Annotated in this window: 14 protein-coding genes and 1 tRNA gene; 7 read left to right on the plus strand and 8 right to left on the minus strand. The window is 34.2% G+C overall.

Translation table 11 applies throughout. The features are described from left to right. Positions 1 to 47: 47 nt before the first annotated feature. From IE051_RS05520 to rseP, 7 genes are all read right to left on the minus strand, one after another. The gene (locus tag IE051_RS05520; RefSeq protein ID WP_229796734.1) at positions 48 to 3,356 is read right to left on the minus strand and encodes a VCBS repeat-containing protein; all 3,309 of its coding nucleotides are present in this window, start codon (positions 3,354 to 3,356) and stop codon (positions 48 to 50) included. A 142-nt stretch (positions 3,357 to 3,498) separates the two neighbouring features. Beyond that, positions 3,499 to 4,986, minus strand: coding sequence for a RagB/SusD family nutrient uptake outer membrane protein (locus IE051_RS05525; protein WP_189359778.1), 1,488 nt, complete (start codon positions 4,984 to 4,986; stop codon positions 3,499 to 3,501). Positions 4,987 to 4,997: 11 nt separating this feature from the next. After that, on the minus strand, positions 4,998 to 7,997 hold the full coding sequence (locus IE051_RS05530) for a SusC/RagA family TonB-linked outer membrane protein (protein ID WP_189359779.1): 3,000 nt from the start codon (positions 7,995 to 7,997) through the stop codon (positions 4,998 to 5,000). Between the two features lie 14 nt (positions 7,998 to 8,011). Beyond that, positions 8,012 to 10,675, minus strand: a complete 2,664-nt coding sequence (locus tag IE051_RS05535) for a glycoside hydrolase family 3 C-terminal domain-containing protein (protein ID WP_229796735.1) — start codon at positions 10,673 to 10,675, stop codon at positions 8,012 to 8,014. A gap of 356 nt (positions 10,676 to 11,031) precedes the next feature. Continuing rightward, positions 11,032 to 15,111: a two-component regulator propeller domain-containing protein gene (locus tag IE051_RS05540; RefSeq protein WP_229796736.1), complete on the minus strand. Its 4,080-nt coding sequence runs from the start codon at positions 15,109 to 15,111 to the stop codon at positions 11,032 to 11,034. A gap of 637 nt (positions 15,112 to 15,748) precedes the next feature. Beyond that, positions 15,749 to 15,822 (minus strand) — tRNA-Asn (locus IE051_RS05545). A 72-nt stretch (positions 15,823 to 15,894) separates the two neighbouring features. Then, positions 15,895 to 17,241 (minus strand): RIP metalloprotease RseP, encoded by a 1,347-nt coding sequence (rseP, locus tag IE051_RS05550; protein WP_189359780.1) that lies wholly within the window; start codon positions 17,239 to 17,241, stop codon positions 15,895 to 15,897. Positions 17,242 to 17,414: 173 nt separating this feature from the next. On the opposite strand from rseP, the gene IE051_RS05555 reads away from it, so the two are divergent. From IE051_RS05555 to IE051_RS18780, 4 genes are all read left to right on the plus strand, one after another. Beyond that, positions 17,415 to 18,089, plus strand: coding sequence for an SCO family protein (locus IE051_RS05555; RefSeq protein WP_189359781.1), 675 nt, complete (start codon positions 17,415 to 17,417; stop codon positions 18,087 to 18,089). A 72-nt stretch (positions 18,090 to 18,161) separates the two neighbouring features. After that, positions 18,162 to 18,398, plus strand: coding sequence for a FeoA family protein (locus IE051_RS05560; RefSeq protein WP_189359782.1), 237 nt, complete (start codon positions 18,162 to 18,164; stop codon positions 18,396 to 18,398). Then, positions 18,391 to 20,490: a ferrous iron transport protein B gene (gene feoB / locus IE051_RS05565; RefSeq protein WP_189359783.1), complete on the plus strand. Its 2,100-nt coding sequence runs from the start codon at positions 18,391 to 18,393 to the stop codon at positions 20,488 to 20,490. Before IE051_RS05560 ends, feoB begins: the two co-directional genes overlap by 8 nt. 27 nt (positions 20,491 to 20,517) lie before the next feature. Continuing rightward, complete coding sequence (locus IE051_RS18780) at positions 20,518 to 20,652, plus strand: FeoB-associated Cys-rich membrane protein (RefSeq protein ID WP_189359784.1); 135 nt, start codon at positions 20,518 to 20,520, stop codon at positions 20,650 to 20,652. Positions 20,653 to 20,688: 36 nt separating this feature from the next. On the opposite strand, the gene IE051_RS05575 is transcribed toward IE051_RS18780, so the two are convergent. After that, on the minus strand, positions 20,689 to 21,219 hold the full coding sequence (locus tag IE051_RS05575; RefSeq protein ID WP_189359785.1) for a DUF4251 domain-containing protein: 531 nt from the start codon (positions 21,217 to 21,219) through the stop codon (positions 20,689 to 20,691). A gap of 89 nt (positions 21,220 to 21,308) precedes the next feature. On the opposite strand from IE051_RS05575, the gene IE051_RS05580 reads away from it, so the two are divergent. The 3 genes from IE051_RS05580 to IE051_RS05590 all read left to right on the plus strand — a co-directional run bounded on the left by IE051_RS05580 (position 21,309) and on the right by IE051_RS05590 (position 25,279). Further along, positions 21,309 to 22,199, plus strand: coding sequence for a 3-keto-alpha-glucoside-1,2-lyase-like domain-containing protein (locus IE051_RS05580; protein ID WP_189359786.1), 891 nt, complete (start codon positions 21,309 to 21,311; stop codon positions 22,197 to 22,199). A gap of 124 nt (positions 22,200 to 22,323) precedes the next feature. Beyond that, complete coding sequence (locus IE051_RS05585; protein ID WP_189359787.1) at positions 22,324 to 22,983, plus strand: metal-dependent transcriptional regulator; 660 nt, start codon at positions 22,324 to 22,326, stop codon at positions 22,981 to 22,983. Continuing rightward, positions 22,970 to 25,279 carry a TonB-dependent receptor gene (locus IE051_RS05590; protein ID WP_189359788.1) on the plus strand — a complete coding sequence of 770 codons (2,310 nt, stop codon included), beginning with the start codon at positions 22,970 to 22,972 and terminating at the stop codon, positions 25,277 to 25,279. The genes IE051_RS05585 and IE051_RS05590 overlap by 14 nt, the downstream gene beginning before the upstream one ends. Positions 25,280 to 25,286: the final 7 nt, after the last annotated feature.

Consider the following 25,286-nt stretch of genomic DNA (forward strand, 5'->3'; position numbering starts at 1 on the left):
GTTCATAAATAATATATTTGGGGCTTATTTAGCGCAAAACGCCTGTTTTAGTTTCTTTTAACAACATCTATTATATCATTATTTTTAACCACTATGATATAGGTGTTGTCTTTAACCTTTATATAGGCCATATCCTTAGAATCTCCCACAACAAAAAAACCTGATTTTGAGGCAGGCAGAGCCCCAAAACTACCATCTCCATTACCTTTTAGCAGTAACCCATGGCTAGCATCATTTCTTGGCGTTTCAACTTCTGAAGCATATAAATTTCCAACAATAAGCGCGTCTAGGTTGTCATCGTCATCAAAATCATCCACTATAATTTGATTAATACTTGATACCTGGGCTTCAATTGGTAATTGATGGATTACAAATTGTTTGCCCTTATTTTCTAAATAAATACTTGCAAAGGACTTAACTTGATAATGCAATGCCGTTTTTAATGATTCCTCAGAATACACATCAGCTAAAGTAGCTTCAGCAAAACTTTCATAATTCTCAAATTTTTGTTTGATTCCGGGTATTTGTTGTGATGAACATCCACGTCCCCGAACTGGATATTGTTTTCCTTCCTCGTAATAACTCAATACGATATCTTTTTTATTATTTTTATCAAAATCTTTCATGAAAATATCGAATGTAGCATCTGGCGTTGCTTTGTATTTATAATTTAATCCATTATTGCCAAGCACATAATCCATATCACCATCATTATCAAAATCTCCCTCTTGAATACTCCACCACCAACCTGTGGTATCTTTGCCAAGTCCCATATCTTCTGAAACTTCCTTAAATTCTGTTTTCATATTTTGAAAAACCCGAATAGGCATCCACTCGCCAACTATAATAATATCTAACCAAGAATCATTATTAAAATCAGTAATTATGGCGCTGGTGGCCATACCTAAATCTTCAAATGCTTTGGGTTGCATTTTTGAAAAAACATCAAATTGAGCCTTACCATTCTTGCTATTATTTTTTAACAAGAACGTCGAAACTGGGGCTGGATAATGTTTAGGAAGTTGACGGCCTAAAACCAGTAAATCTTGGCTTCCGTCCTTATCAAAATCAGCATGATACACTTTTGACCCACTAATGGGCATATTAGGCAAGGCATCTGAAGCTTTTAAAAACGCTCCTTTACCATTATTAATATAGAGTCGGTCTTGAAGTTCTTTTACATTTGGATCAAATTCATAACCACCGCTGACAACATATAAATCGTTGTCGCCATCAGCATCTGCATCAAAAATAAGCGCACCCAAATCTTCACTTAGCTTATCATCTTCCAAAACCGTTATCGCTTTTTCTTCAAAACCATTTTCTGTTTGCAAAAATATTCTTCCAACGTATGTTGAAGCTCCACCAATAAAATAATCATCTAAGCCATCATTGTTTAAATCACCTATCGCAAGCGCAGGCCCAAATGATGACATTTTATGCGGAAGTAATACTTGATCCTTAAAATCATCATATATATTCTCTTGATGCTTGAACTGTGGAAACGTATCATGATTTGACAAAAACAATGGTCTATTTTCCAAAATATCATAAGCCTCCTCAATAGCATTTTCTTCTTTTAAAACAAGTGTTTGATTTGCGGAAACATCTTCTAATCGCTGTATTTTACCAGTTGTCCAAACCACTTTTATTTCATCAATTTTTTCAGTTTCATTTAAACCAAAATGTAATTCTGGTGCTACTGAAGATTGAAAACCACGAGTTAAAGTCATTTCCTGCATTTGAGTTAAATCTCCAGTTTTAACGTACACACGGTTACCAATACCTTGTTTGTTCTTAGATTGGCCTTCAAACTTGATTGTTATATAGTTTTTTGTACTAGAACTCGTGTTTTCAAAAACTGAGGCATAATCATCAATATTATTAGTTACAACCTCTAAATCACCATCATTATCCAAGTCGGCATAGGTTACACCATTTGAGAATCCTTCGTATTGAATACCCCATTGTTTATTTACATGCTCAAATTGAAGATTTCCTTTATTTTGAAACATGAAATTATCAATCTTTTCAGAAGGTATTTCTACACTTTTTTTCAGTAAATCTGTTCGCTCAAATTTACCTTCTTCTAAACTATTAAAATAATCGTTATTATTAATTTCGCGTCGTGTACCGTTTGAAATATACAAGTCCTTTAAACCATCATTGTCAAAATCGGCAAATAAAGGTCCCCAACTCCAATCCGTTGATGATGTTCCTGTTATGCGTGACACATTAGAAAAATGTGGCATGTCATCAATAAAAACACCTGCATTCAATTGCATGCAATTATGCATGTATTGGTAATGAAAACCAGCATTTACGGTGTTCCAAAACAACTCAGGATTCATACTTGCCATATTCGCTTTTTGTCTTCTGTGATTTTCGGCATCCATATCCACTTGAAAAATATCTAAATTCCCATCGTTATTAAAATCTGAAATGTCTACACCCATACCATAAAAAGAAGTATGATTTGTAGTTTGCTTTACCACTTCTTTAAATGTTCCGTCTTGATTATTTAAGTACATAAAGTCTGGGGAACTAAAATCATTAGACACATAAATATCTGGCCAAGAATCATTGTTCAAATCTCCTATTGTTGCACTTAAAGACAACCCATACGATCGCACACCAGCATCATTAGTTACATCGGTAAAGTGCTCCCCATCATTTCTGTATAAATGATCGGCTTCTTTGTCCTTAACTCGTTTCATGTTTTGGACATATACGAAAACTGGTGAGTTAAATTTTGTAGGTGGGTAATTGGCGACATACAAATCCAAATCGCCATCTTTATCATAATCAAAGAAAGTAGCCTGAACACTATGACCGATATCAGCCAACCCATATTCCTGAGCACGCTCAGTAAACGTTCCATCTTGATTATTTATAAAAAGTTGATTCTGTCTTGGTTCAAATTTTCCACTAACAGAACAATAAATATCTAAAAATCCATCTCCATTAACATCTGCCATGGTTACACCAGTGTACCAGCTACTGTTACCGCTTACGCCAGATTTTTCTGTAATGTCTTCAAATTTTAGGTTGCCTTTATTTAAATATAATTTATTTGAAACCTGATTGCCGGTAAAGTATAAATCAATAAGTCCATCATTGTTAATATCGCCTGCTGAAACCCCACCACCCATATACAGATAAGAATACGTAAAATAATTTAGTGCATTAGTTTCTGTTAAGTTGTTTTGAAAGTCAATCCCTGACAGCTCTGAATTAACAATATTGAATATGCTTTGACTTGCTTTAAAAGTCTCATTTTTGCTTTTATTACAACTAAAAACACATACCAAAGACATTATCAACACATATCCGTTTTTTAATAATCTTAATCTCATGATTTATCTATTATTTTTTAAAATAGTTAAGGCCTATATGAATCTCTAGAATTATTATAATGCATAAAAAGCAGTACAAAATTTGTACTGCTTTTTACAACTAACTAAATCAAACTAAACTATTTCTTTACAAATTGACAACTTAATAGCCTGGGTTTTGGTCTTCTGCAGTAACGTTTGGATTTGTGGCAATTTCTCTATCTGGAATTGGCCATAACTCATGTTTGCCAGACTGGAAATTAGTTCCAGCAAGTTCAGTTGAAACAATTCCCCAGCGAATCATATCATCAAACCGAACTTGTTCTCCATTTAACTCTACCTTTCGCTCTTGAACTATAGCCTCGAAAACGGCAGACTTTGACAAGGCTGTTGAAAGACCAGCTAAACCTGCTCTTTCACGTACGCGGTTAATTAAAATAACCGCTGCCGCTTGAGTACCAACTTCATTCTCACATTCAGCCATCATTAATAAAACATCGGCATATCGAATAACTTTTGCATTAATTCCTGATTCCTGTACTTCACTTACTTGTTTATAATAGTTTTGATACTTTTTCCAAGCAGCTGGGCGCACATTACCTCCATTCTCAGCGAAATCACCTTCAACCAGAGTATTGGCACCACCGTTATAAGTATCACCCACAAAATAAAAACTTCCATTTAATCGCTTGTCACCTGATTCAAAAGAAGCTACTAAATCGTCTGATGGATATGTATTAAACCAATCCAAAACACCATAATCTTGCCCTCTAAAAGTGGCATGGTTTTTACCTTGACCAACTACAGGACCACCCCATTTATCTCCTGTCCCAAGAGATAAATCATATTGAATTTCCCAAACAGATTCAATACCGTGTTCTGTTTCTTCTTTAAAATTATCGAAGTAATCATTTTCTAGAGCATATCCAGTCATTTTTTTAAACTCATCTAAAGCAGGACCATATTGCTTTTGATATAATAACACCTTACCTAAAAAAGCTTGGGCAGCACCTTTATTAGCCCTTCCGAGCTCTTCCTGATTTTTTGATAATAAATTTGTAGTTGCAAATTTTAAATCTTCAATAATAAGATTAATTATATCTGCCTTTGGACTCACAGGCTTCCCTTCAGGCTGCGTGAAATCACCATTTCTTAAAGGTATATTAGCAAATCTATTTACCAATAACCAGTAATATTGTGCTCTTAAAAACTTTGCTTCTGCTAAAAACTTTGCCTTGTTCGTTGATGACAATTCATTTTCTGGAATCTCATTAATGATTGCTTCGTTACCAATAACAAAATTTGCCTTATTTATCCCTCTATAGCAAGTATCCCAATACTCAGCAATTTGCCCATTACTTGAATCGAATGAAAAATCTGCGAAAGTTACTTTATCTGCCTCTTGTTGTCCGTTGCCAGACTGCTCATGAGACATATTATCCATCATATACCAAATAAGACGACCGTACAGCGCCACTGTCTGCAAATTTGCATATGCCGCATTTACGGCTGATTGCACTTGTGCCTCTGTAGAAAAGAACGTCTCTGGCGCCAATTGATTCGGGTTACTTAATTCTAAGTCTTTGTCTGAGCAGGAATGTATAATGAAAAGGCCAAATACAGCTACTAATATTAATTTATATGTTTTCATAATATTTTTTTTTAAAATGATACTTGAAGTCCAACTATAAACGACTTTGGTTGTGGATATCGACCTCTATCAATTCCAAATTCTTGGTTTCCCTGCCCTAATTCAGGATCTAAACCTGAATAATTAGTAATAGTTACTAAGTTCTGTGCGCTAATATAGAGACGCAACTTAGAGAAGTAATCTTCAAAAATGACATCGTTTAAACTATACCCGATACTTAAATTTTTTAATCTTGCAAATGAGCCATCTTCAATATATCTATCTGATACATTATGATTTTGAGGTGCTCCGGGAACACGTGGTTGTGTTGTTGACGGATTGGATGGCGTCCAACTATTTAATAAAACAGTGCTACCATTGAATAATCTATTCGCACCTGCTTCTAAATCATATTTATTAGTATTGTAGATGTCTACACCCTGAATTCCTGTTATATACAGATTAAAATCAAAGTTTTTATAATCAGCACTCAAGTTTAAACCATAAGTTAAATCGGGATATGGATTTGCTAGAATAGCTCTATCTAATGAAGTAATATCGCCATCTCCATTTAAATCTTTATATCTCACATCACCAGGCTGAACTGTAGTTTGCGCGGGATTTGCTGTAAAAACAGCATCCACTTCTGCTTGGTTTTGATAAATACCATCACTTACTAAACCATAAAAATGAAAAAGAGATTCTCCTTCCACGGTACGAGAGATATTTCCTTTACCGTCTTTCATAGCTGCTCCTTCAAAGGACTCCAAGTTACCAAGACTTAATACATTGTTGGTACTTGTTCCTAAATTAAGGTTCGCAGACCATTTAAAATCGCCTTCATAATCATTGAATCCTAAAGCCATTTCAAAACCTGACGTTTCAACTGACCCAACATTAGCCGTTATATTTCCAGCATTAATTCCATTTGATAATGGTGCTGGTAAGCTTAATAATAAATCATCACTTCTATTTTGATAATATTCTAAACTGGCCGTAAACATATCATTACTAATTCCAAAATCAAGACCAATATTTAACATGGTGGTTTCTTCCCATTTTAAATCCGGGTTAGAACCTCCATCAGCAGTTACACCTGCTCCGTTGGTAACGCCAATAGGATATTCAAAATTACCAGTTAAAGTAGCACTATATAAATAATCTCCAATATTATCATTACCTACAAGACCATAACTACCTCTTAACTTCAGGTTACTAATACTTGTGTTTTCTAAAAAACTTTCTTTTGATATATTCCATCCAAGTGATGCCGATGGGAATGTTCCCCATCTATTGTTTTCACCAAATCTTGATGAAGCATCTCTTCTAATAGAAGCTGAGAAAATATATTTATTATCATAATTATAGTTCAATCGTCCCAAATAACCCAATCTATTGGTTTCACTTGAACCACTTCCAATAGATTGATTTGTTGCTCCAAATTGCTCTATTTCATTGGTGATCAGATTTCTTGCGTTACCACCAAAATTGGTGCTTTTTCTTTTGTTGTCTTCTACAAGAGCTAATATTTCAATATTATGATTATCTGCAATTGTGGTATTATAGGTTAGACTATTAGTTAATATTATAGTTTGTCCCTGAGTGTGACTTCTACCATAATCAGCAAAATCTTGTGCATGCGTGGTACTTCCTTCAACACTATCATCATTAAAAGAAGGCGTAAATGTATATCCATCAAAAGTAAAATAATCAAGCCCTACTTGTGATTTAAAATTTAACCCTTCAATTAGCTCTAATTCAGCATAAATATTTCCAATAATTCCCAAAGTTTTATTAGATCCAGTTGGATGAGTTTGTATTCTTACAGGGTTTTCTGCATCTTGTCCATCTGCCGATGATGAAGGCCCTTGAAATCCACCATCATTGTTTGGGTTGTAAACAGGAAGGTATGGCGCTGCTTTTATTGCATGTGTAATCAATGTTCTCCCTCCTCCTTCTCGTTCGGGGTTTTGCTTTCCAAATGCAACAGACATAGATTCCCCTATTTTCAATTTACCGACTTGCATTGAGCTATTGGCTCTAAACGAATAGCGCTCAAATCCTGTGTTTATAATGACGCCTTCTTGCTTTATGTATTCACCAGAAAAAAATTGGGAACTTTTGTCTGTACCGGCAGAATAATTGACATTATAATTCTGCATAAGCCCTGTTCTAAATATTTCGTCTTGATAGTTCGTGTTAATTTTGTAAGTGGATAAAGGTCTATTGGGAAACACCCCTAAATTTGCAGCATGTTGCAAATATTCAATAGTATTCATAGTGTCATAACGCTCTGAATTTGTTTGAAAACCAGCGTAGGTATTAAAAGACAACTGGCCTTTTCCATTTTTACCTTTTTTAGTAGTCACTAAAATAACGCCATTTGACCCTCGAGCACCATAAATTGCCGTAGTAGACGCGTCTTTCAAAACAGATACATTTTCAATATCACTTGGACTGATTCCAGATAAGTTACCTACAATAACACCATCAATAACATACAAAGGAGAATTATTCCCAAAGGTCCCTAGGCCCCTAATTAATACTAAAGGATTAGACCCTGGAACACCATTATTTACTACAGTAATACCAGGAGCACGCCCTTGAAGGGCCGATTCTGCATTAGTTACTGGGATTGCTGTTATTTCTTCCGAATCTACGGTAGAAACTGCTCCGGTAACCGTTGCTCTACTTTGAGCGCCATAACCCACGACTACAATTTCATCTAACGATTCTAAAGACTCTTCCATGGTTACATTTAGCGTATTTTGATTTCCTACAGTTATTACCTGAGTTATCATACTTATGTAACTAAAAGAAACCTGATCACTGCTATTTACATTATTTAAGGTAAAGTTCCCATCAAAATCTGTTGATGCACCATTTGTTGTACCTACAATAATTACGGAAACACCAGGTAACGGAATCCCGCCTGAGTCTGTAACCGTACCGCTGATACTTCTAGTTTGTGAAAAGGCATTTTGCATGCAAAACATTGCAAGCACGACACCAAAAAGTTTGAGTTTCATCATTTTAAATTAGTTATTTAGTTTATTAATATTACTTGTGTTGATAAGACATTAGTTACTGAGCCATTTTTATAAGACGTGCTAGGTTGCTTACCTCCAACACTTATTTCTACCTCCCCTGGTTCTAGCACTTCTTCTCCATTTTGATTAATAAAAGCGTATTGCTTTGGTCCAATTCTATAATCAAAGGATCTTGTTTCTTTTGGTTTTAAATGAACTCTTTGAAAACCTACTAATGACCGAATGGGCTGGTACAATCTATTTTTATGCGTTAGATAAATTTGAACAACTTCATCTCCAGCAACCTTTCCTGTATTTTTTATTTTAACAGAGATACTAATACTATCATTTAACTTTACTTCTTGCTTGATAATTAAATCTGTATATTCAAAATCTGTATAACTCAATCCATGGCCAAAAGCAAATAATGGTTCTTCTTTGAAATATTTATATGTTCTATTTTCCATGTTATAATTTTTAAAATCAGGAAGATCATTTACTGATTTATAAAACGTCACAGGTAGTCTACCAGAGGGGTTATAATCGCCAAATAAAACATCTGCAATTGCTTTTCCTCCAAACTCTCCGGGATACCATGCTTCTAGAATAGCTGGTATATTATCAGCAGCCCAATTAATGGCTAAAGCACTTCCATTCATTAACACTAAAACAGTTGGTTTACCTAAAGCTTTAATTTTTTTCATTAATTCTATTTGTACAGCCGGTAATGTTAATTGCGTTCTGTCGCCTTTATCGAAACCATCTAATTTTACTGGCATTTCTTCTCCTTCAATTTCAGGAGAAAGGCCTAAACACAATACAACGACATCTGACTGCTTTGCCGCTTCAATGGCAGGTGGTAATAAATCCTCATTTAGCTTAGCCCATAGCAGGTGTGCCTGCGGATCTGACAATGTGTTTTCGTATTCAATTTTAATTTTATATGAAGTACCTTTTTCTAAAGAAGTGTCAAAATATTTAGTTAAAGGTTCGTAATCAGCATGGTATTCAAAATAAAGGGAATCATTAACATATAGTTTCCCGTAGCTACTTGATTTTAATCCAATTCTATATATTCCATCTTCTTCTGGCACCAATTCTCCCGTCCACCTAACTGAAAAATTATCTGATTTCAAGTCCTTAATAGGTCGCTTTGGTGTCCAAATAAAACTAATAATACTATCCACTTGAGTAAAAACGGGATTACCTTTAAAATTGGTTTCACTAAAATATTCCCCCTTCAATCCAGCACTTTTAGCCGTTCTCAATACTTTACTGGGTATTGGCTTCAGAGTTGGCCAACCAGACGCAATATCGCTTCCTAACGCATAATTTATTTTAGCATTCGGAAGTTTTTCTTTAATCCCTTTTAAAGGGGTTATAAAATTCCTTGGTGTTCCATGATAGTTCCCTAATAAGGACTGCACTAAATCTGCATTTGGACCAATAACAGCAATTGATTTTAAATCTTTACTAAGAGGTAATATATTATCATCATTTTTCAACAAAACCATAGACTCTTTGGACACTCTCTCTGATAAAGCATAATGCTTATCGCTCGCTACTACGTCATAAGGTATTTTTGCCCATTTCACATGCTCAGGAGCATCAAACATTCCTAATTTAAATCGTGCGGTAAAAAGTCTAATTAGGGCTAAATCTATTTTCGCTTCATCAATCAATTCTTTTAAAACAGCATCTTCCAAACTTGGATCAAATACATTTCCACAATTTAGATCGGTACCATTATTTACGGCCATGGCACCAGCTTCTTCGGGAGTTTCAACAACACCATGATTATCGGGCTGCCAAAAATCATTAATAGCCCAACAATCTGAAACCACATAACCTCCAAAACCCCAATCTTCTCTTAAAATTTTACTCAATAATAAATTACTACCACAGCAGGGCACATCGCTATACCTGTTATATGCGCACATAATAGAATACACATTTGCTTCCGTAACAGCAGCTTCAAATGCAGGTAAATAGGTTTCATATAAATCTTTATCTGTGGTGTGATAATTATCCTGATGTCTTGATTTTTCCGGACCACTATGAACCGCAAAATGCTTTGCCGTAGCTACAACTTTAAGATATTTATCATCATCACCCTGTAAGCCATTTATATAATTAACACCTATTCTACTGGTAAGAAATGGATCTTCTCCATAGGTTTCTTGTCCTCTACCCCAACGTGGATCTCTGAAAATATTAATATTTGGCGTCCAAAAAGTTAAACCTTGCCCAATACCTCTTTTACCTTCGTCTACAAACTTGTGATGTTTGGCTCTGGCTTCATCTGACACGGCATTTCCCATTTCAAGAATTAGAGAAGGGTTCCACGTAGCTCCCATTCCTATGGCCTGAGGAAACACTGTAGCCTCTCCGGCCCGGGCAACCCCATGTAAACATTCATTCCACCAATTATACTCGGGCACACCCAATCGTGTAATAGCAGGTGCATCAAAACGCATTTGAGAAATTTTCTCTCTGAGTGTCATTTGACTAATTAAGCTTTCGGCCCTTTTATTAAATGACAAGTTTTCATCCCGAAATTCAAATTGTTTAGTAGATTGACTAAAACCGCAAGAGACTATGACTAAAAGTAGACTTAAGATTAAGAAAGTATACCCTTTAGTTTTCAAAAATTTAGATATGGTCGTTTTACTTTTCATCATTGTTTTTTAGTCTATAAACAGCTAAATATTAAAATGGCAAGGAATAACATGGCGCTTACTAAAAGCACTTCTAAAAGAAGACTGGTCTTAATGCCTTTATTTTTTTTAGAATTGTTTTGCTTCATATTTGCTCAAGATTCACATCCAAATATAAAACTGACCTCAGCCAAACTATGGTAAATATGAACAAGCTATGTTATATATGTTGCCAATAAGCTTATTATTTGAAATACACGCAACATTTGACCCACCTAGAGCAACATTTGTAATAAAATTAAAGGCCATAAAAAAAACAGACCATGAATTATGATCCTTAATGGATTGGTGTGAATGTCTATAAGACTTGTAGTATCGTATTAAGATTCTTTAACTTCAATTTCGGTTGGAAGAATACCAAAATGAGCTTTAAAACATTTCGTAAAATAAGAAGGCGAAGAAAACCCAACTTTATAACACACTTCACTAATATTTGCATTTCCTTTTTCAAGAATTTGATGGGCTCTTTGAAGCCTAACTTTTCTAATAAACTCAGTAACAGTTTGCCCAGTAAGTCCTTTAATTTTCCTATACAACCTGCTCCTACTTAAACTAACTTGTGAAGCTAAAAGCTCGACACTTAAATCAGTATCACTGATATTGTCATTAATATATTTAAGAACTTGTTGTATAAATTCTTTATCAATTTCAATAGATGAAGCACCTTCTCTTTCTTCTTGTCCACTCACATCACCAAAATATTTATCAAATATGGATTGCCTACTTTTAATTAACTGAATTAAACGAACCTTGAGTAAACGCATATCGAAAGGTTTCGCCATATATGCATCAGCACCAAAACCAACACCTTCTATACGGTCCTCTATTCTTGTTTTTGCCGTTAACATTAAAAGGGGAATGTGACTCGTTTTAATATCACTTTTTATTTTATTACAAAATTCAAAACCATTCATTTCGGGCATTATGACATCAGTAATTATAATATCAGGACTTGCTTTAATTGCAAGTTCTAAACCTTCAACACCATTATTTGCCACTAAAACTTTAAAAGTATTTTTTAATTCACGTTTTAAATAATTTCTCAGTTCAGTGCTATCCTCAACAATAAGAATCGTTTTAGATTTTGATAATACTTCTTGTTCTTTTTCAGACACTTTATATTCTTCCCCTTCATTAATTATAAAGCTTTTCTTTCTAGATGGTTTTTCAACAGAAACACTTAATAAATCTTTAGTATCAAGATGCTTTTTACCTTCCGGTAAAAGTATCTTAAAAGTTGTTCCTTTTCCTAAGCTACTTTCAACTTCAATTTTACCTTTATGTAATGTTACAAAACTCTGAACCACTTCAAGGCCTATTCCAGTTCCTCCGTAATACGTTTTATTCACACGCTCAACTTGATAAAACCTTTCAAAAATTTTATCCAATTGATCCTTTTCTAACCCAGGACCAGTGTCAGAAACTCGTATTTCTATGGCCCTATTGGGACTGTCTTCATTTACCAAAGGTAGTAGCACAGGTTCTTCATTTGATAAAATATCTATACTAATAGCTCCACCATCTGGTGTTACTTTAAAAGCATTGGATAGTAAATTAAAAATAATTTTTTCTAGCATACTTTGATCAGCCCACAACGACAACTCCAACACATCGGCATCAATGGTAAGGCATATATTTCTATTATATGCTTCTTCTTTAAAATAACTTAATATGTCTTTAGAGAATTCAACAAGGTTAAACTTTTCTGCTTTAATATGGACTTTATTTAATTCTAACTTCCTAAAGTCCATCAATTCATTAATCAACCTATATAATCTATCAGTATTTCGGTAAACAACTTTTAGCTTTTCTTTTACTGTATAAGGGAGACTTAAGCTACCATCTTTTAAAATGTCTTGTAAAGGATTTATTATAAGAGTAAGTGGCGTTCTAAATTCATGAGAAATATTTGTAAAAAACTGTATTTTTTTCTCATTAAGAGTATCCTCTTGAGCACGTTGTATGCGCTCATTTTTAATGGCCTCCTTTTCTTTTATTTTAATTTGTGTGATTCTCTTTAATAAAAACAAGCCAAGAAAAAACAAGGATATGTAACACGCGACAGCGATATTAGTCTTCCACCAAGGTGGTAATATTTTAATATTTAAGGTTAATGCTGCCTCATTCCAAACACCATCATTATTTGCCGCTTTCAACTTAAAAATATAATTTCCATAATCTAAATTGGTATAGGTGGCGCTTTTTTGACTACCTACATAATTCCAATCTTTTTCTAAGCCTTCTAAATAATACGCGTACTGATTTTTTTCTGGTCTAGTGTAATTAATACCGGTATACTCAATTGTAAAAACAGATTGCGTATGATCCAGTACTAAACTTTTTGTTTCTGTTATGACTTTTTTTAATGGTGAACTTTCCTGATTTACTTCAACATCTTCGTTGAACAATTTAAATCCTGTTAAATACAATTTTGGCATACTTGAGTTAAATACCAAATGTTTCGGGTTGAAATAATCAATGCCTCTATAATTCCCAAAATAAAGCGTTCCATGGTCATCTCTTAAGGACGCATTAAAATTAAAATCGTCTGAAAGCAATCCGTCATTGGCAGTATAATTAGTAGCTTGATTGGTTTTAATATTTAATTTTGTTAAACCAGAATTACCACTAATCCATAAATTACCATCAGCCGCTTCAATAATACTCGCTATATTTTCTTCTTTAAAACCATTTAATCCTGAAAACCATTTAAACTCATCATTTACTCTATCATATCTACAGAGTCCTGCTCCTCGTGTTCCTATCCATAAAAAATTATTAGAACATTCAAATAAGGAGAGAATATGACTGGTACTTTTATGATTATTGTGCGATTTAAACATTTTATCTACCAATGAGGTGATATGCAATTCATTATTATCTCCTTTATTAAGTATAAAAAGTCCTTCAGTAGTTCCAAGCCATATACTGCCTTTTGAATCAACCAATATTTTTCGCACGTCACTATCCGGAATTCTATAATTTGTGAATTGATTAGAATTATAATGTGTTATTTCATTATTTTTTGGGTCATAAGAATAAACACCACTGTAAAATGTACCAATCCAAATAATTCCATCATGGTCTTCAGCAAAACTTAAAATAGCATTTGAAGTTAACTTTCCATTTGAATTCTCGATGTTAATATTCTCAAATGTTTTCGAGTCCTTTCTTAAAAGATAAATACCATTATCCCAACTACCAGCCCAAATATTGTCTTTGCTATCAATTAAAAGAGTCTGAATATAATTACTCGTTAATCCTGAGAAATGATTATCATTTTTTAAATTAACATGTTTAATTTTTGATTCTACTGGATTATAAATATCAATCCCTCCACCGTCCATTGAAACCCATAGACTTCCATTTTCTTGCTGGACAATTCCTGTTACAGACCCACTTTGTAAAGAATTATCGTTGCTTGTTAAACTTTCAATATTCTTAAATTTATCATATAAGTCATCTCTAACGGCAACTCCATTATTGTAATAACCCATCCAAATACGATGGTTGCTATCAATAAATAAGGACCATATTGAATTAGAGCGGATTCCTTTTTCGTCGGTTTTTTCGTATTTATAATTTTTTAGAATTGATCCTGTATTAGAAACATGAAAAAGGCCATCATTTTCAGTACCTATAAGCAACGTTTGATTAGAAAGATGCGAGATTGCCAAGATTCTTTTATTACTAATATTGAATTTAGCAAAATCAACGATACTATTTTTTTTAAATTCATATTTGTAAAGCCCTGAATCATAAGACCCTGCCCATAAACAATTGTGTTCAAGGTATAAACTTTGTATTGGAGAGGATAAATTATTAGCACTTATTCCTTTTTCAATTTTTGGCAGTACAATTTGATTATTCTCTGAATCTACCAACCTAAGACCAACACTAGTCCCTAGAAAAATGGTCCCATCTTTATGCGATTCAATACTGTTTATAGCTGGAACTACGCCACTTCTATCAGGAATGTTAATAATTTCTGATGTCTCTAAATTCATTTTAAGCAAACCTAATTGCCTTGTCCCAATAAATAAATAGCCATTATTGTCTTCGTGTAAACTTAAAACAGAAATACTGGTAGCCCCCAGATTCCCCACTTTAATCCTTTCAAACGTATCTAAATTTCTATTATACAGATTCAAACCATCTTCAGTTCCTATCCATAATCTATTTGAATTATCTATATATGAAGAAAATACCAAGTTACTGCTAAGGGAAGAAAGATTATCCGCACTAAATTTATATGATGTATAATTAGCACCATCAAATTTATACAGACCCGCACCGTTAGTGCAGATCCAAATAAAACCATAGTGATCTTGAATAATTGAATAAATCCCTACTTTAGAAATACCTTCTTTAATGTTTACAAAATTAAAGTCTTGGTTCATCCTTTGAGCCCATATATTGGGGCAAAAAAGAATGAATAACAATAACGCTATATGACACCTAATTTTAAAGCTCATGAATAGAATTTATAATATGAACGCAATGTTTTGTTTAAAACAAGATAAAACCAATTTACGAGAATAGCATAATATTTTACACGATCTATGATTCTAACCCATTTATAAATTAATAATTATAAATATACTGTCTTGAGAAGGTATGAATTAGCAAAATTTAAACAAACATTGGAACAAATGATGCCTTTTAATAAACATTAAAATAAAACATGCTTTTCTAAGTAACATATGAAATCCATCTTATGTAGGTTCAGAGCTACCTAGAGTTCTATCCATGCTAGAATACCCATGTAGGTATTAACGACCGCCATAGGAATATCATTTTAAAACAATACAGCGCCTGCAAATGTCTTATAGCTGTCTTATTTAACTTCATAATTTTTAATGTTTAAATAAGTTTGTAATAGGTACACCGAATAGCACACCTTTTTCTACCTAATGACTTGGTTAGTTGAGATTATAGATAAACTGAAAGAAATGATGTAACCCTAGCAGTGGTATAGCCTAAGTCTAATCCATAAAAAAAGACCTTACATTTCTGTAAAGTCTTTCTATTACTAAGCTCCTTCTCTTGGGCTCGAACCAAGGACCCTCTGATTAACAGTCAGATGCTCTAACCAACTGAGCTAAGAAGGAGTGTATGTTTTGCCTTAGCGAGTGCAAATATAGATTGTTTTTTAATTACTGCAAATATTTTTTTAAAATTTTTTAACCAAATATCGCTTTATAGATATCATTCCCATTTGCAAATAAAACAAGTGCTATCAAAATAAAGAAACCAACCATTTGTGCATACTCCATAAACTTATCTCCAGGCTTTCTTCCAGATACGATCTCATATAATAAAAAGGCAACATGCCCACCGTCTAATGCAGGTATTGGTAATAAGTTTAAAACACCCAACATAATCGATAAAAATGCGGTTATACTCCAAAACACTTGCCAGCTCCAATTGCTAGGAAAAATATCATAAATAGCTTTAAAGCCACCTACACCTTTATAAGCACCTGTACTTGGGCTAAAAATAGCACCTAGCTGATCCCAATAAGAAACCAATTTGTCTTTTGCTTTGTTCAATCCTACAGGTACAGATTCAATAAAACCATAATCCTTAACATCAAAAGTATAATAGCCTAAAGCCTCTAAAGTCTTTGGTGTTGAAGATGCGGCATAAACTAAACCTAATTTACCATCTTCTGTTACTGAAAGCGGTAAAGTAACCTCTTGATCATCTCTTTTAACCGTGGCTTTTATATCCTGTCCTTTAAACTGTGCTAGTGCTACTTTAACTTCATCAGCATACTTCGTAGGTATATCATTCATAGCTACAATAATATCTCCTTCTTTAAACCCACTATCTTTATTGTAGGATGTATCAGGAACTTGTACCACTATAAATGGTTCTCTTATACTAATAAACCCTTTTTCTTTAGCATCCATGAGTTGAGAAAGAAAATCTTCTGGCATATGCACAGTAGACTGACGCCCTTCTCGTTCTATTAAAATGTCTTTTCCGAATAAAACTTTTTCAGATATTTCTGAAAAGGTCTCAATTTTATCACCATCTACAGCTAGAATCTTATCCCCTGTTAGAAGCCCTGCTTTATTTGCTACCGTACTCTCAATCAACAGTCCGTCTTCTATACTATCATTAGGCAAGAAGGTATCACCATAAAAATAACTCATGCCTATATAAATAAGTATGGCAAGCAAAAAGTTAACAGTAACACCACCAAGCATAATAATCAATCGCTGCCAAGCTGGTTTAGAACGAAACTCCCATGGTTGCGGTTCTTGTGCCATTTGTTCGGTATCCATACTCTCATCAATCATACCTGATATTTTCACGTAGCCTCCTAACGGCAACCAACCAATACCATAAACTGTTTCACCAATTTTCTTTTTGAATAAAGAAAACTTAACATCAAAAAACAGATAAAACTTTTCCACCCGAGTTTTAAACAATTTAGCGGGAATAAAATGTCCCAATTCATGTAAAACAATTAGTAGTGAAAGGCTCAGTAAAAACTGAGATATTTTTATAACAAACTCCATATATGAAAGAATCTTTTTTTTGTAATCGCACAAAAGTAAGGTTTTAAACCAACTTGGGGAAAACAAATAACCAATGCATTAAGATTTAACATCTTTTTAAGCTTCAATATCAATATTCAAGTCCAATATTCATTGTATTTTTGTACTAAATTCTTTTTTAAGAAAACCACGATATGCTTTCATTTTTCAAGGATTATAAAATTTTCGGAATTGTCTTTGGCGTAATTTCATTAATCATAATTTTTATTATTTATTATACGTTAAACGTATACCAACCTTTACCTATTTACCAACCCGCTATGGTGAGTACAGCATTGGTAGACAGCACCATTCAACACCAAAGAAAATACCATAAAATAGCCGATTTCTCATTAGTAAATCAAAATGGCCAGACCATAACGCAAAAGGACTACCTAGACAAAATCTATATCGCCGATTTCTTTTTTACAACCTGCCAAACCATTTGCCCTATTATGACGAATCACATGGCCATAATTCAAAAAGAGATAATACAAGATGATGATATTATGCTGCTTTCACATTCTGTGACCCCTGAAATAGATACGGTAGCACAACTAAAGAGATACGCATTAAAAAAAGGCGTGAATGATAAAAAATGGAACTTGGTTACTGGAGACAAAAAAGAAATATATAAGCTAGCTAGAAAAAGCTATTTAGCCGTAAAAGACAATGGAGACGGTGGTCCTTTTGATATGGTGCATACTGAAAACTTTATGCTTATTGATAAAAAAAAGCAAATAAGAGGTTTTTATGATGGCACAGATCCTGAAGATATATCTCGATTATTAGATGATATTCAAATACTCAAACAAGAATACACACAATAGTTTTTAATGAACTATTTTTTTGCCGCTATATTTTACACTATTTTTGCTTCTTTAAAATCAATCTAAATAAGCTTGCAAGACAATTTATCAGAATTAAAACGAGGAGAACAGGCTATAATCACTGATGTTTCTTCCATTCACATACCCTTAAAACTTTTAGAAATGGGATGCCTTCCAGGCAATCCCGTCAAGCTTGTTCAATTAGCCCCTTTTCAGGATCCTATGTATTTAAATATTAATGGATCACATTTGGCTATTAGAAAAGAAACTGCTGCTCATATATTAATAGAAAAAGTGACTCATGAGTAAACAGATCAATGTAGCGCTTATTGGGAATCCCAATACAGGAAAAACATCTGTATTTAATGCACTTACAGGGTTAAACCAAAAAGTAGGTAACTACCCCGGGATAACTGTTGAAAAAAAAGAAGGCGTTTGTAAATTACCTAGGGGCGTTAAAGCTCATATTATTGATTTACCAGGAACCTACAGTTTAAATGCCTCTTCGCTAGATGAAAATGTTGTCATCGAATTATTATTAAATCAAAATGACAAAGACTTCCCAGATATTGCTGTGGTTGTCACTGACGTAGAAAACTTAAAACGAAACTTACTTCTTTTTACACAGATAAAAGATTTACAAATCCCAACTCTGTTAGTCATTAACATGGCTGACCGCATGAGCTACAAAGGCATTTCACTAGATATTGAACACTTAGAGGAACAGCTCCATACCAAAATAGCTTTGATAAGCACACGAAAGAACGAGGGTATTGACAAGTTAAAACAGCTAATTACAAACTATAAGGATATTTCTGTAAAAGCGTGTTTGGACATAAAATCCATTGACACTAACTATTTTGAAAACCTGCATAAAGCCTTTCCTAACCAACTACTATATAAACTTTGGCTTGTAATTACCCAAGATGTAAATTTTGGAAAAACCAGCAGGAATGACTTTGATGCGGTATCCGATTTTAAAACTAAAAGTTCCGCAGATTTAAAGCGTTTACAGCAAAAAGAAACCATAAAACGCTATCAGTATATTAATAATGTTCTCAAAGCTGGACAAACTATTGACGCATCAAAAGCCAAAGATTTAAGATCAAAACTAGATCGGGTTTTAACGCATAAGTTCTGGGGATATGTTATATTCTTTTTTATTTTACTCACCATATTTCAAGCGATTTATGATTGGGCTAGCGTACCAATGGATTTGATTGATAGTGCATTTGCCTCGCTAAGTGAATGGACTAAAAATATGTTACCGCCAGGAGCGTTTACAAATTTGATTTCTGAAGGTATTATCCCCGGGCTTGGTGGGATTGTTATTTTTATACCACAGATAGCCTTTCTATTTTTGTTTATAGCAGTGCTAGAAGAAAGTGGTTATATGAGTCGCGTCGTATTCTTAATGGATAGAATCATGCGCCGATTTGGCTTAAGCGGAAAAAGTGTTGTACCCCTTATATCTGGAACCGCATGCGCTATACCAGCTATTATGGCCACACGAAATATTGAAAGCTGGAAAGAACGTTTAATTACTATTTTAGTCACGCCTTTTACCACATGTTCCGCAAGGTTACCTGTTTATTTAATTATTATTTCATTAGTAATTCCTGAGGGCCGTTTTTTTGGATTAGGGTATCAGGCATTAACCCTAATGCTCTTGTATTTGCTAGGGTTTGGAACAGCCGTTTTATCGGCTTATATCCTAAACAAAGTCCTTAAAATTAAAAGCAAGTCCTTCTTTGTTATTGAAATGCCTAATTACAAACTTCCCTTATTCAAAAATGTAGCGTTAACGGTCATTGAAAAGACTAAGGCCTTTGTTTTTGGTGCTGGTAAAATTATTTTAGCAATTTCAATAATTCTTTGGTTTTTGGCTTCTTATGGCCCAGGGGAAGCGTTTAATAATGCAGAAGAAATAATTAGGACTGAATACGCTTCAGAACACTTAGATGAGGCTGAAATACAAAAGAAAATTGCATCTCACAAATTAGAACATTCTTATATTGGCATTACAGGACGGGCTATCGAACCTTCTATTAGACCTTTAGGTTATGATTGGAAAATAGGCATTGCGATTGTAAGTTCATTTGCAGCACGCGAGGTATTTGTAGGTACTTTAGCAACCATATACAGTGTTGGAAATGATGATGAAGAGACAATAAAGAATAGAATGGCCGCAGAAACAAACCCTACCTTAGGAGGACCGCTATTCACATTTGCTTCGGGCATCTCGCTTTTGCTATTTTATGCATTCGCCATGCAATGTATGAGTACTCTAGCTATTGTTAAAAGAGAGACAAATAGCTGGAAATGGCCTGTCTTACAATTAATTATAATGACAGTTTTTGCTTATATTGTAGCACTGATAGCGTTTCAGTTTTTAAAATAAGTATTATTAATATCAGACTAAGTGACTATGAATACTATAATTCAAAACATACTTGTCTTCGCAGCTATAGCTGCTGCTATCGCTTTTCTTATGAAAAAATTTATATGGAAAAAAAGCACTGCTAAAAAAGCTTGCGGTAACGATGACTGTGGATGTCATTAATGGGCAATGATAGGCCTTAAAATAAACAGCAAAACTTTATAAACCCTTGGATATATCACCATTATAGGTCATTAAACTCTTTCTGTTACTCATTATGGTTAAGGTTGAATTACCTGCTGTTCCGGTTATATTAATTTCATAAGTATCATTACTATCTTTAACTACAACCTGTATTTTATATTTACCTTTTGTTTTATCAATAGTGTATTTTTCGGGCTTGCCTTTGAATGTTAATCCAACATCAGCACTCCCATAGTGTCCTGCTCCAGTAGATTCACCAAAAAAGGGCATACTACTATCCACGAGTTCAGGACTAAACTTTAAATAATTTTGATTCGTAGTAAGATCTATTGACCTGCCTCTGCTCGATATAGCTCTACGTCCAACAAACACAAAGGTTTTACTTTCTATTAAAGCTGAAAACTCCTTTTCCTGTTCAGCTTTCTTTTGCTGTTTCAATTCTTTTTTTGTCAACTCTTGAGCAAACCCATTATAAGATAGTAGTCCTACCATAATCAACAATACGACTGTCTTTAAACAAAGGATTTCACTTTTAAATATCTTCATTTCCATAATTGTTTTTATTAAGAGATAAACTTACTTAAACTTACAATTTTTTCAGTTAAATTTGGAAGTATTCATAAAAAAATGAACTAATGATACTATATCCTAAACCCTTAATTATACTTTTTTCACTGGTTATGACCTCTGTTGTTGCTCAAAAAAAAACAACTACTATTAATTTATTAGATGCTAATCTCAGTCATTTTGAAAAATTTATAGGCGTTCCGCATGCAACGGTTATAGGGCTTCCCAAAGACACACCAAAATCAGAAGATGTAACTAAGGGAGTTCCTCTAGGAATCAATAATGACTTAAAAAACGTTTTCACAACCACCAATATTAACGGAGAAACTATTCTCAATATTAGTGGAGAAATATATGGATGCATTACCACTAAGGACAACTATAGTAATTATCATTTTAGCACGATGTTTAAATGGGGTAACAAAAAATGGGAACCGAGACTTAAACGAAAAAAAGACACCGGCATTTTATATCATAGTTATGGCGATCATGGCAGGTTTTGGAATACATGGAAAACCTGCTTAGAGTTTCAGGTTCAGGAAACAGATCTAGGAGATTTTATTTCATTACCTGCGAATTCAATTAAACCAAACCCGGGGGGCCCAATAGTTCAAATTAGAGGGAACACCAATGCTAAAAAAAAGCAGTACAACCCAAATTTTGATACTTATTTTGAGGGTAAAGGCTATATACACGCCTATCTGGAACCTCAAGCACCTCATGGAAACTGGAATCATTTAGAGCTTTATGTTGTTGGCAATAATGCTGTACATGTCGTTAACGGCAAAGTAGTCATGGTTGTTGAAAATGCGATTAACCCGGAAACGAAAAAACCGCTAACCGAAGGACAAATACAAATTCAATCGGAAGCTGCCGAGTGCTATTATAAAAATATGACACTAACACCTATAACCGAATTCCCCAAGTTTATACGCGAAAACGTTAAGTTTAAACCTTAATTCATTTTAAAATAAATCTTTTTAAAGGTTCTGTTTTTTTATAAAAAAAAAGCAGAACCTTTCTTTTTTTAGTTACATTTGTAAAATATTTAAGCGAGCTTAAATATTAATTAAAGCGAAACGAATGTCAACTGCTATTGAAAACTTTGTTAAGGCCATTTACAAAAATGGCAAAAGAGATAATAATGATACCAAACCCGGTAATATAGCCAAGGAACTCGGTATTTCAAATGCCGCTGCCACAGATATGGCAAAAAAACTTTCTGCCAAAGACTTATTACATTACAAGAAATACCAAGAACTTAAATTAACAGATAAGGGCACTAAAATGGCCCTTAATGTTGTACGAAAGCATCGTTTATGGGAAGCCTTACTTTTCAAATTATTTGATTTATCATTACATGATATCCATAAGGAGGCCGAACTTCTTGAACACCAAACATCAGATTTATTAGCCAATAAAATCAGTGCCTATTTAGGTCATCCTAAATTCGACCCGCATGGTGACCCTATTCCTAATGAACATGGTGAAATCACAACGATTGACACATCCATAGCATTATCACAAGCTGAAGAAGGCAAGACTTACATTATTTCGCGCTTAATGAGTGACGATAAAGAGTTTTTCGAGTTCTGCGCACTAAATGAACTTAAGTATAGTAATACTGTTTTTGTATCCAAACAATTCAGTAATAATAAAATGACCCAGATTTTAGTAAAAAACAATACCATTTTACTAAATCAAGATTTCAGTTCTATAATCTATGTTAATGAAACTAATTAAAAACACCCTTTGTTTTTTAATGGTGTCATGTGGTGTGCATGGCCAGACAATTAAAGGTAGAACAACATCTGATGGTATGCCGCTACCTTATGTCAATATATTTCTTAAGAACACAACCAAAGGCAGTTCTAGTAATGACAACGGGAACTTCAGCATAACAAATGTGCCTAATGGTTCTTATACTATAGTTGCCTCTTTCACTGGTTTCAAAAATGTTGAAAAACAAATTTCAATAGCAGCTGGAAAAACCATTACGGTAAATTTTGAACTTCAAGAATCAGAAAGTCTAAATGAAGTAATAGTGACAGGGACATTAAAAGCCGTATCTCGCCTTGAAAGCCCTGTACCTGTAGAGGTATATACCCCTGCCTTTTTCAAAAAGAATCCCACCCCAAATATTTTTGAAGCCTTACAAAATGTAAATGGCGTTAGACCTCAACTTAATTGCAATGTCTGTAATACGGGCGACATTCATATCAATGGCCTTGAGGGGCCGTACACGCTTGTTTTAATTGACGGTATGCCTATTGTTAGTGGGTTATCTACCGTATACGGTTTATCTGGAATTCCGAATTCTCTTATAGATCAAGTGGAAATTGTAAAAGGTCCAGCATCCTCGCTTTATGGTAGTGAAGCGGTTGGAGGATTAATTAATATTATCACTAAACTACCTGAACACGCACCCATGTTCTTTGGAGACACGTTTATTAGCGGTTGGGGTGAGTTAAATGTGGACTTAGGCTTTAAAGCCAATGTTGGGGAAAAGGCTAATTTACTCATGGGAGTGAATTATTTCAATTATTCTAATCCCATTGACAACAACCAGGACAACTTCACTGATGTCACCTTGCAAGATCGTATTTCAATTTTTCAGAAATGGAGTTTTAAACGTAAAAGCAACAAACTATTCTCTCTGGCAGGTCGCTATTTTTATGAAGACAGATGGGGCGGAGAAATGCAATGGAATAAAAGTTTTAGAGGTGGTGACGCCGTTTATGGCGAAAGCATTTACACCTCCCGCTATGAGCTCATTGGTAATTACCAACTACCCGTTGAAGAAAATATGACCTTCCAATTTTCATATTCAGATCACGATCAGAATTCTGTATATGGTGACACACCTTATTTAGCAAAACAACGTATTGGTTTCGGTCAACTCATTTGGGATAAACCGCTAAAACACCACGATTTGCTTTTTGGTATGGCTGGAAGATATAATTATTACGATGATAATACTCCCGCTACCGTAAATGCTGATGAAGTTGTTATCCCTTCTCTTTTTGCTCAAGATGAAATCACCCTGAGCCCAAAACAGCGCCTACTTTTGGGCGCGCGCTATGATTATGATAGCAGACATGGTTCCATTTTCACACCACGTATAGCCTATAGATTTAAACCAACTGAAGATGATATTATCAGACTTAATGCCGGTACAGGATTTAGAGTGGTAAATCTATTTACTGAAGAACACGCCGCATTAACGGGCGCCAGAGATGTTATTATTGAAGGCGAATTAGAACCTGAGCAATCTTATAATGTTACCCTCAATTACCTCAAGAAGCTTTATACTAAAAACGGCATGTTGTTTACCTTTGATGCCTCTGCATTCTATACCTATTTCACGAATGCCATAATCCCAGATTATGACACCGACCCAAATAAAATATTTTATAGAAACCTAGATGGTTTTTCAACTACAAAAGGTATTAGCGTTAATATTGACGCTGTTTTTGGCAGTGGTATAAGAGGTTCTATAGGCGGGACAATACAAGACGTTTCTAAGGAAGAAGATGGTATAAAAACCAAACAAATACTTACCGAAAGTTATTCAGCTGTTTGGTCCTTATCATACAGACACTACCCTACTAACATAACGGTAGACTATACGGGAAATCTTTATGGGCCCATGCGTTTACCACTATTAGGCGTATTAGATCCACGTCAAGAATACTCACCCACTTGGAGTATTCAAAATATTCAATTTACCTACAATGGCTTTAATAATTTTGAAATATATGCTGGGATAAAAAACCTACTTAATTGGACGCCAAATGAAGGGAATCCTTTTATTATTGCGCGATCAGAAGACCCTTTTGATAAAGAAGTAGATTTTAATGAAACAGACCAACCTGTCTCAGCCACTAGCCCGGCTACCGGACAAACAATAATTGTACAACCAGGTGGTGTATTACCAACTGATAACAACCCATATGCTTTAACCTTTGACCCCTCATATGTTTATGCTCCAAACCAGGGCAGACGCCTATTTTTCGGATTAAGATTTACATTAAATTAACTATAAC

The organism is Algibacter mikhailovii (assembly GCF_014651495.1).
GTDB lineage: Bacteria > Bacteroidota > Bacteroidia > Flavobacteriales > Flavobacteriaceae > Algibacter_E > Algibacter_E mikhailovii.

What these genes read in the sequence shown, in the direction of transcription:
- IE051_RS05520 (WP_229796734.1), bottom strand. Translation starts at nt 3,356, where the DNA reads ATGAGATTAAGATTATTAAAAAACGGATATGTGTTGATAATGTCTTTG.
- IE051_RS05525 (WP_189359778.1), bottom strand. Translation starts at nt 4,986, where the DNA reads ATGAAAACATATAAATTAATATTAGTAGCTGTATTTGGCCTTTTCATT.
- IE051_RS05530 (WP_189359779.1), bottom strand. Translation starts at nt 7,997, where the DNA reads ATGATGAAACTCAAACTTTTTGGTGTCGTGCTTGCAATGTTTTGCATG.
- IE051_RS05535 (WP_229796735.1), bottom strand. Translation starts at nt 10,675, where the DNA reads ATGATGAAAAGTAAAACGACCATATCTAAATTTTTGAAAACTAAAGGG.
- IE051_RS05540 (WP_229796736.1), bottom strand. Translation starts at nt 15,111, where the DNA reads ATGAACCAAGACTTTAATTTTGTAAACATTAAAGAAGGTATTTCTAAA.
- rseP (WP_189359780.1), bottom strand. Translation starts at nt 17,241, where the DNA reads ATGGAGTTTGTTATAAAAATATCTCAGTTTTTACTGAGCCTTTCACTA.
- IE051_RS05555 (WP_189359781.1), top strand. Translation starts at nt 17,415, where the DNA reads ATGCTTTCATTTTTCAAGGATTATAAAATTTTCGGAATTGTCTTTGGC.
- feoB (WP_189359783.1), top strand. Translation starts at nt 18,391, where the DNA reads ATGAGTAAACAGATCAATGTAGCGCTTATTGGGAATCCCAATACAGGA.
- IE051_RS18780 (WP_189359784.1), top strand. Translation starts at nt 20,518, where the DNA reads ATGAATACTATAATTCAAAACATACTTGTCTTCGCAGCTATAGCTGCT.
- IE051_RS05575 (WP_189359785.1), bottom strand. Translation starts at nt 21,219, where the DNA reads ATGAAGATATTTAAAAGTGAAATCCTTTGTTTAAAGACAGTCGTATTG.
- IE051_RS05580 (WP_189359786.1), top strand. Translation starts at nt 21,309, where the DNA reads ATGATACTATATCCTAAACCCTTAATTATACTTTTTTCACTGGTTATG.
- IE051_RS05585 (WP_189359787.1), top strand. Translation starts at nt 22,324, where the DNA reads ATGTCAACTGCTATTGAAAACTTTGTTAAGGCCATTTACAAAAATGGC.
- IE051_RS05590 (WP_189359788.1), top strand. Translation starts at nt 22,970, where the DNA reads ATGAAACTAATTAAAAACACCCTTTGTTTTTTAATGGTGTCATGTGGT.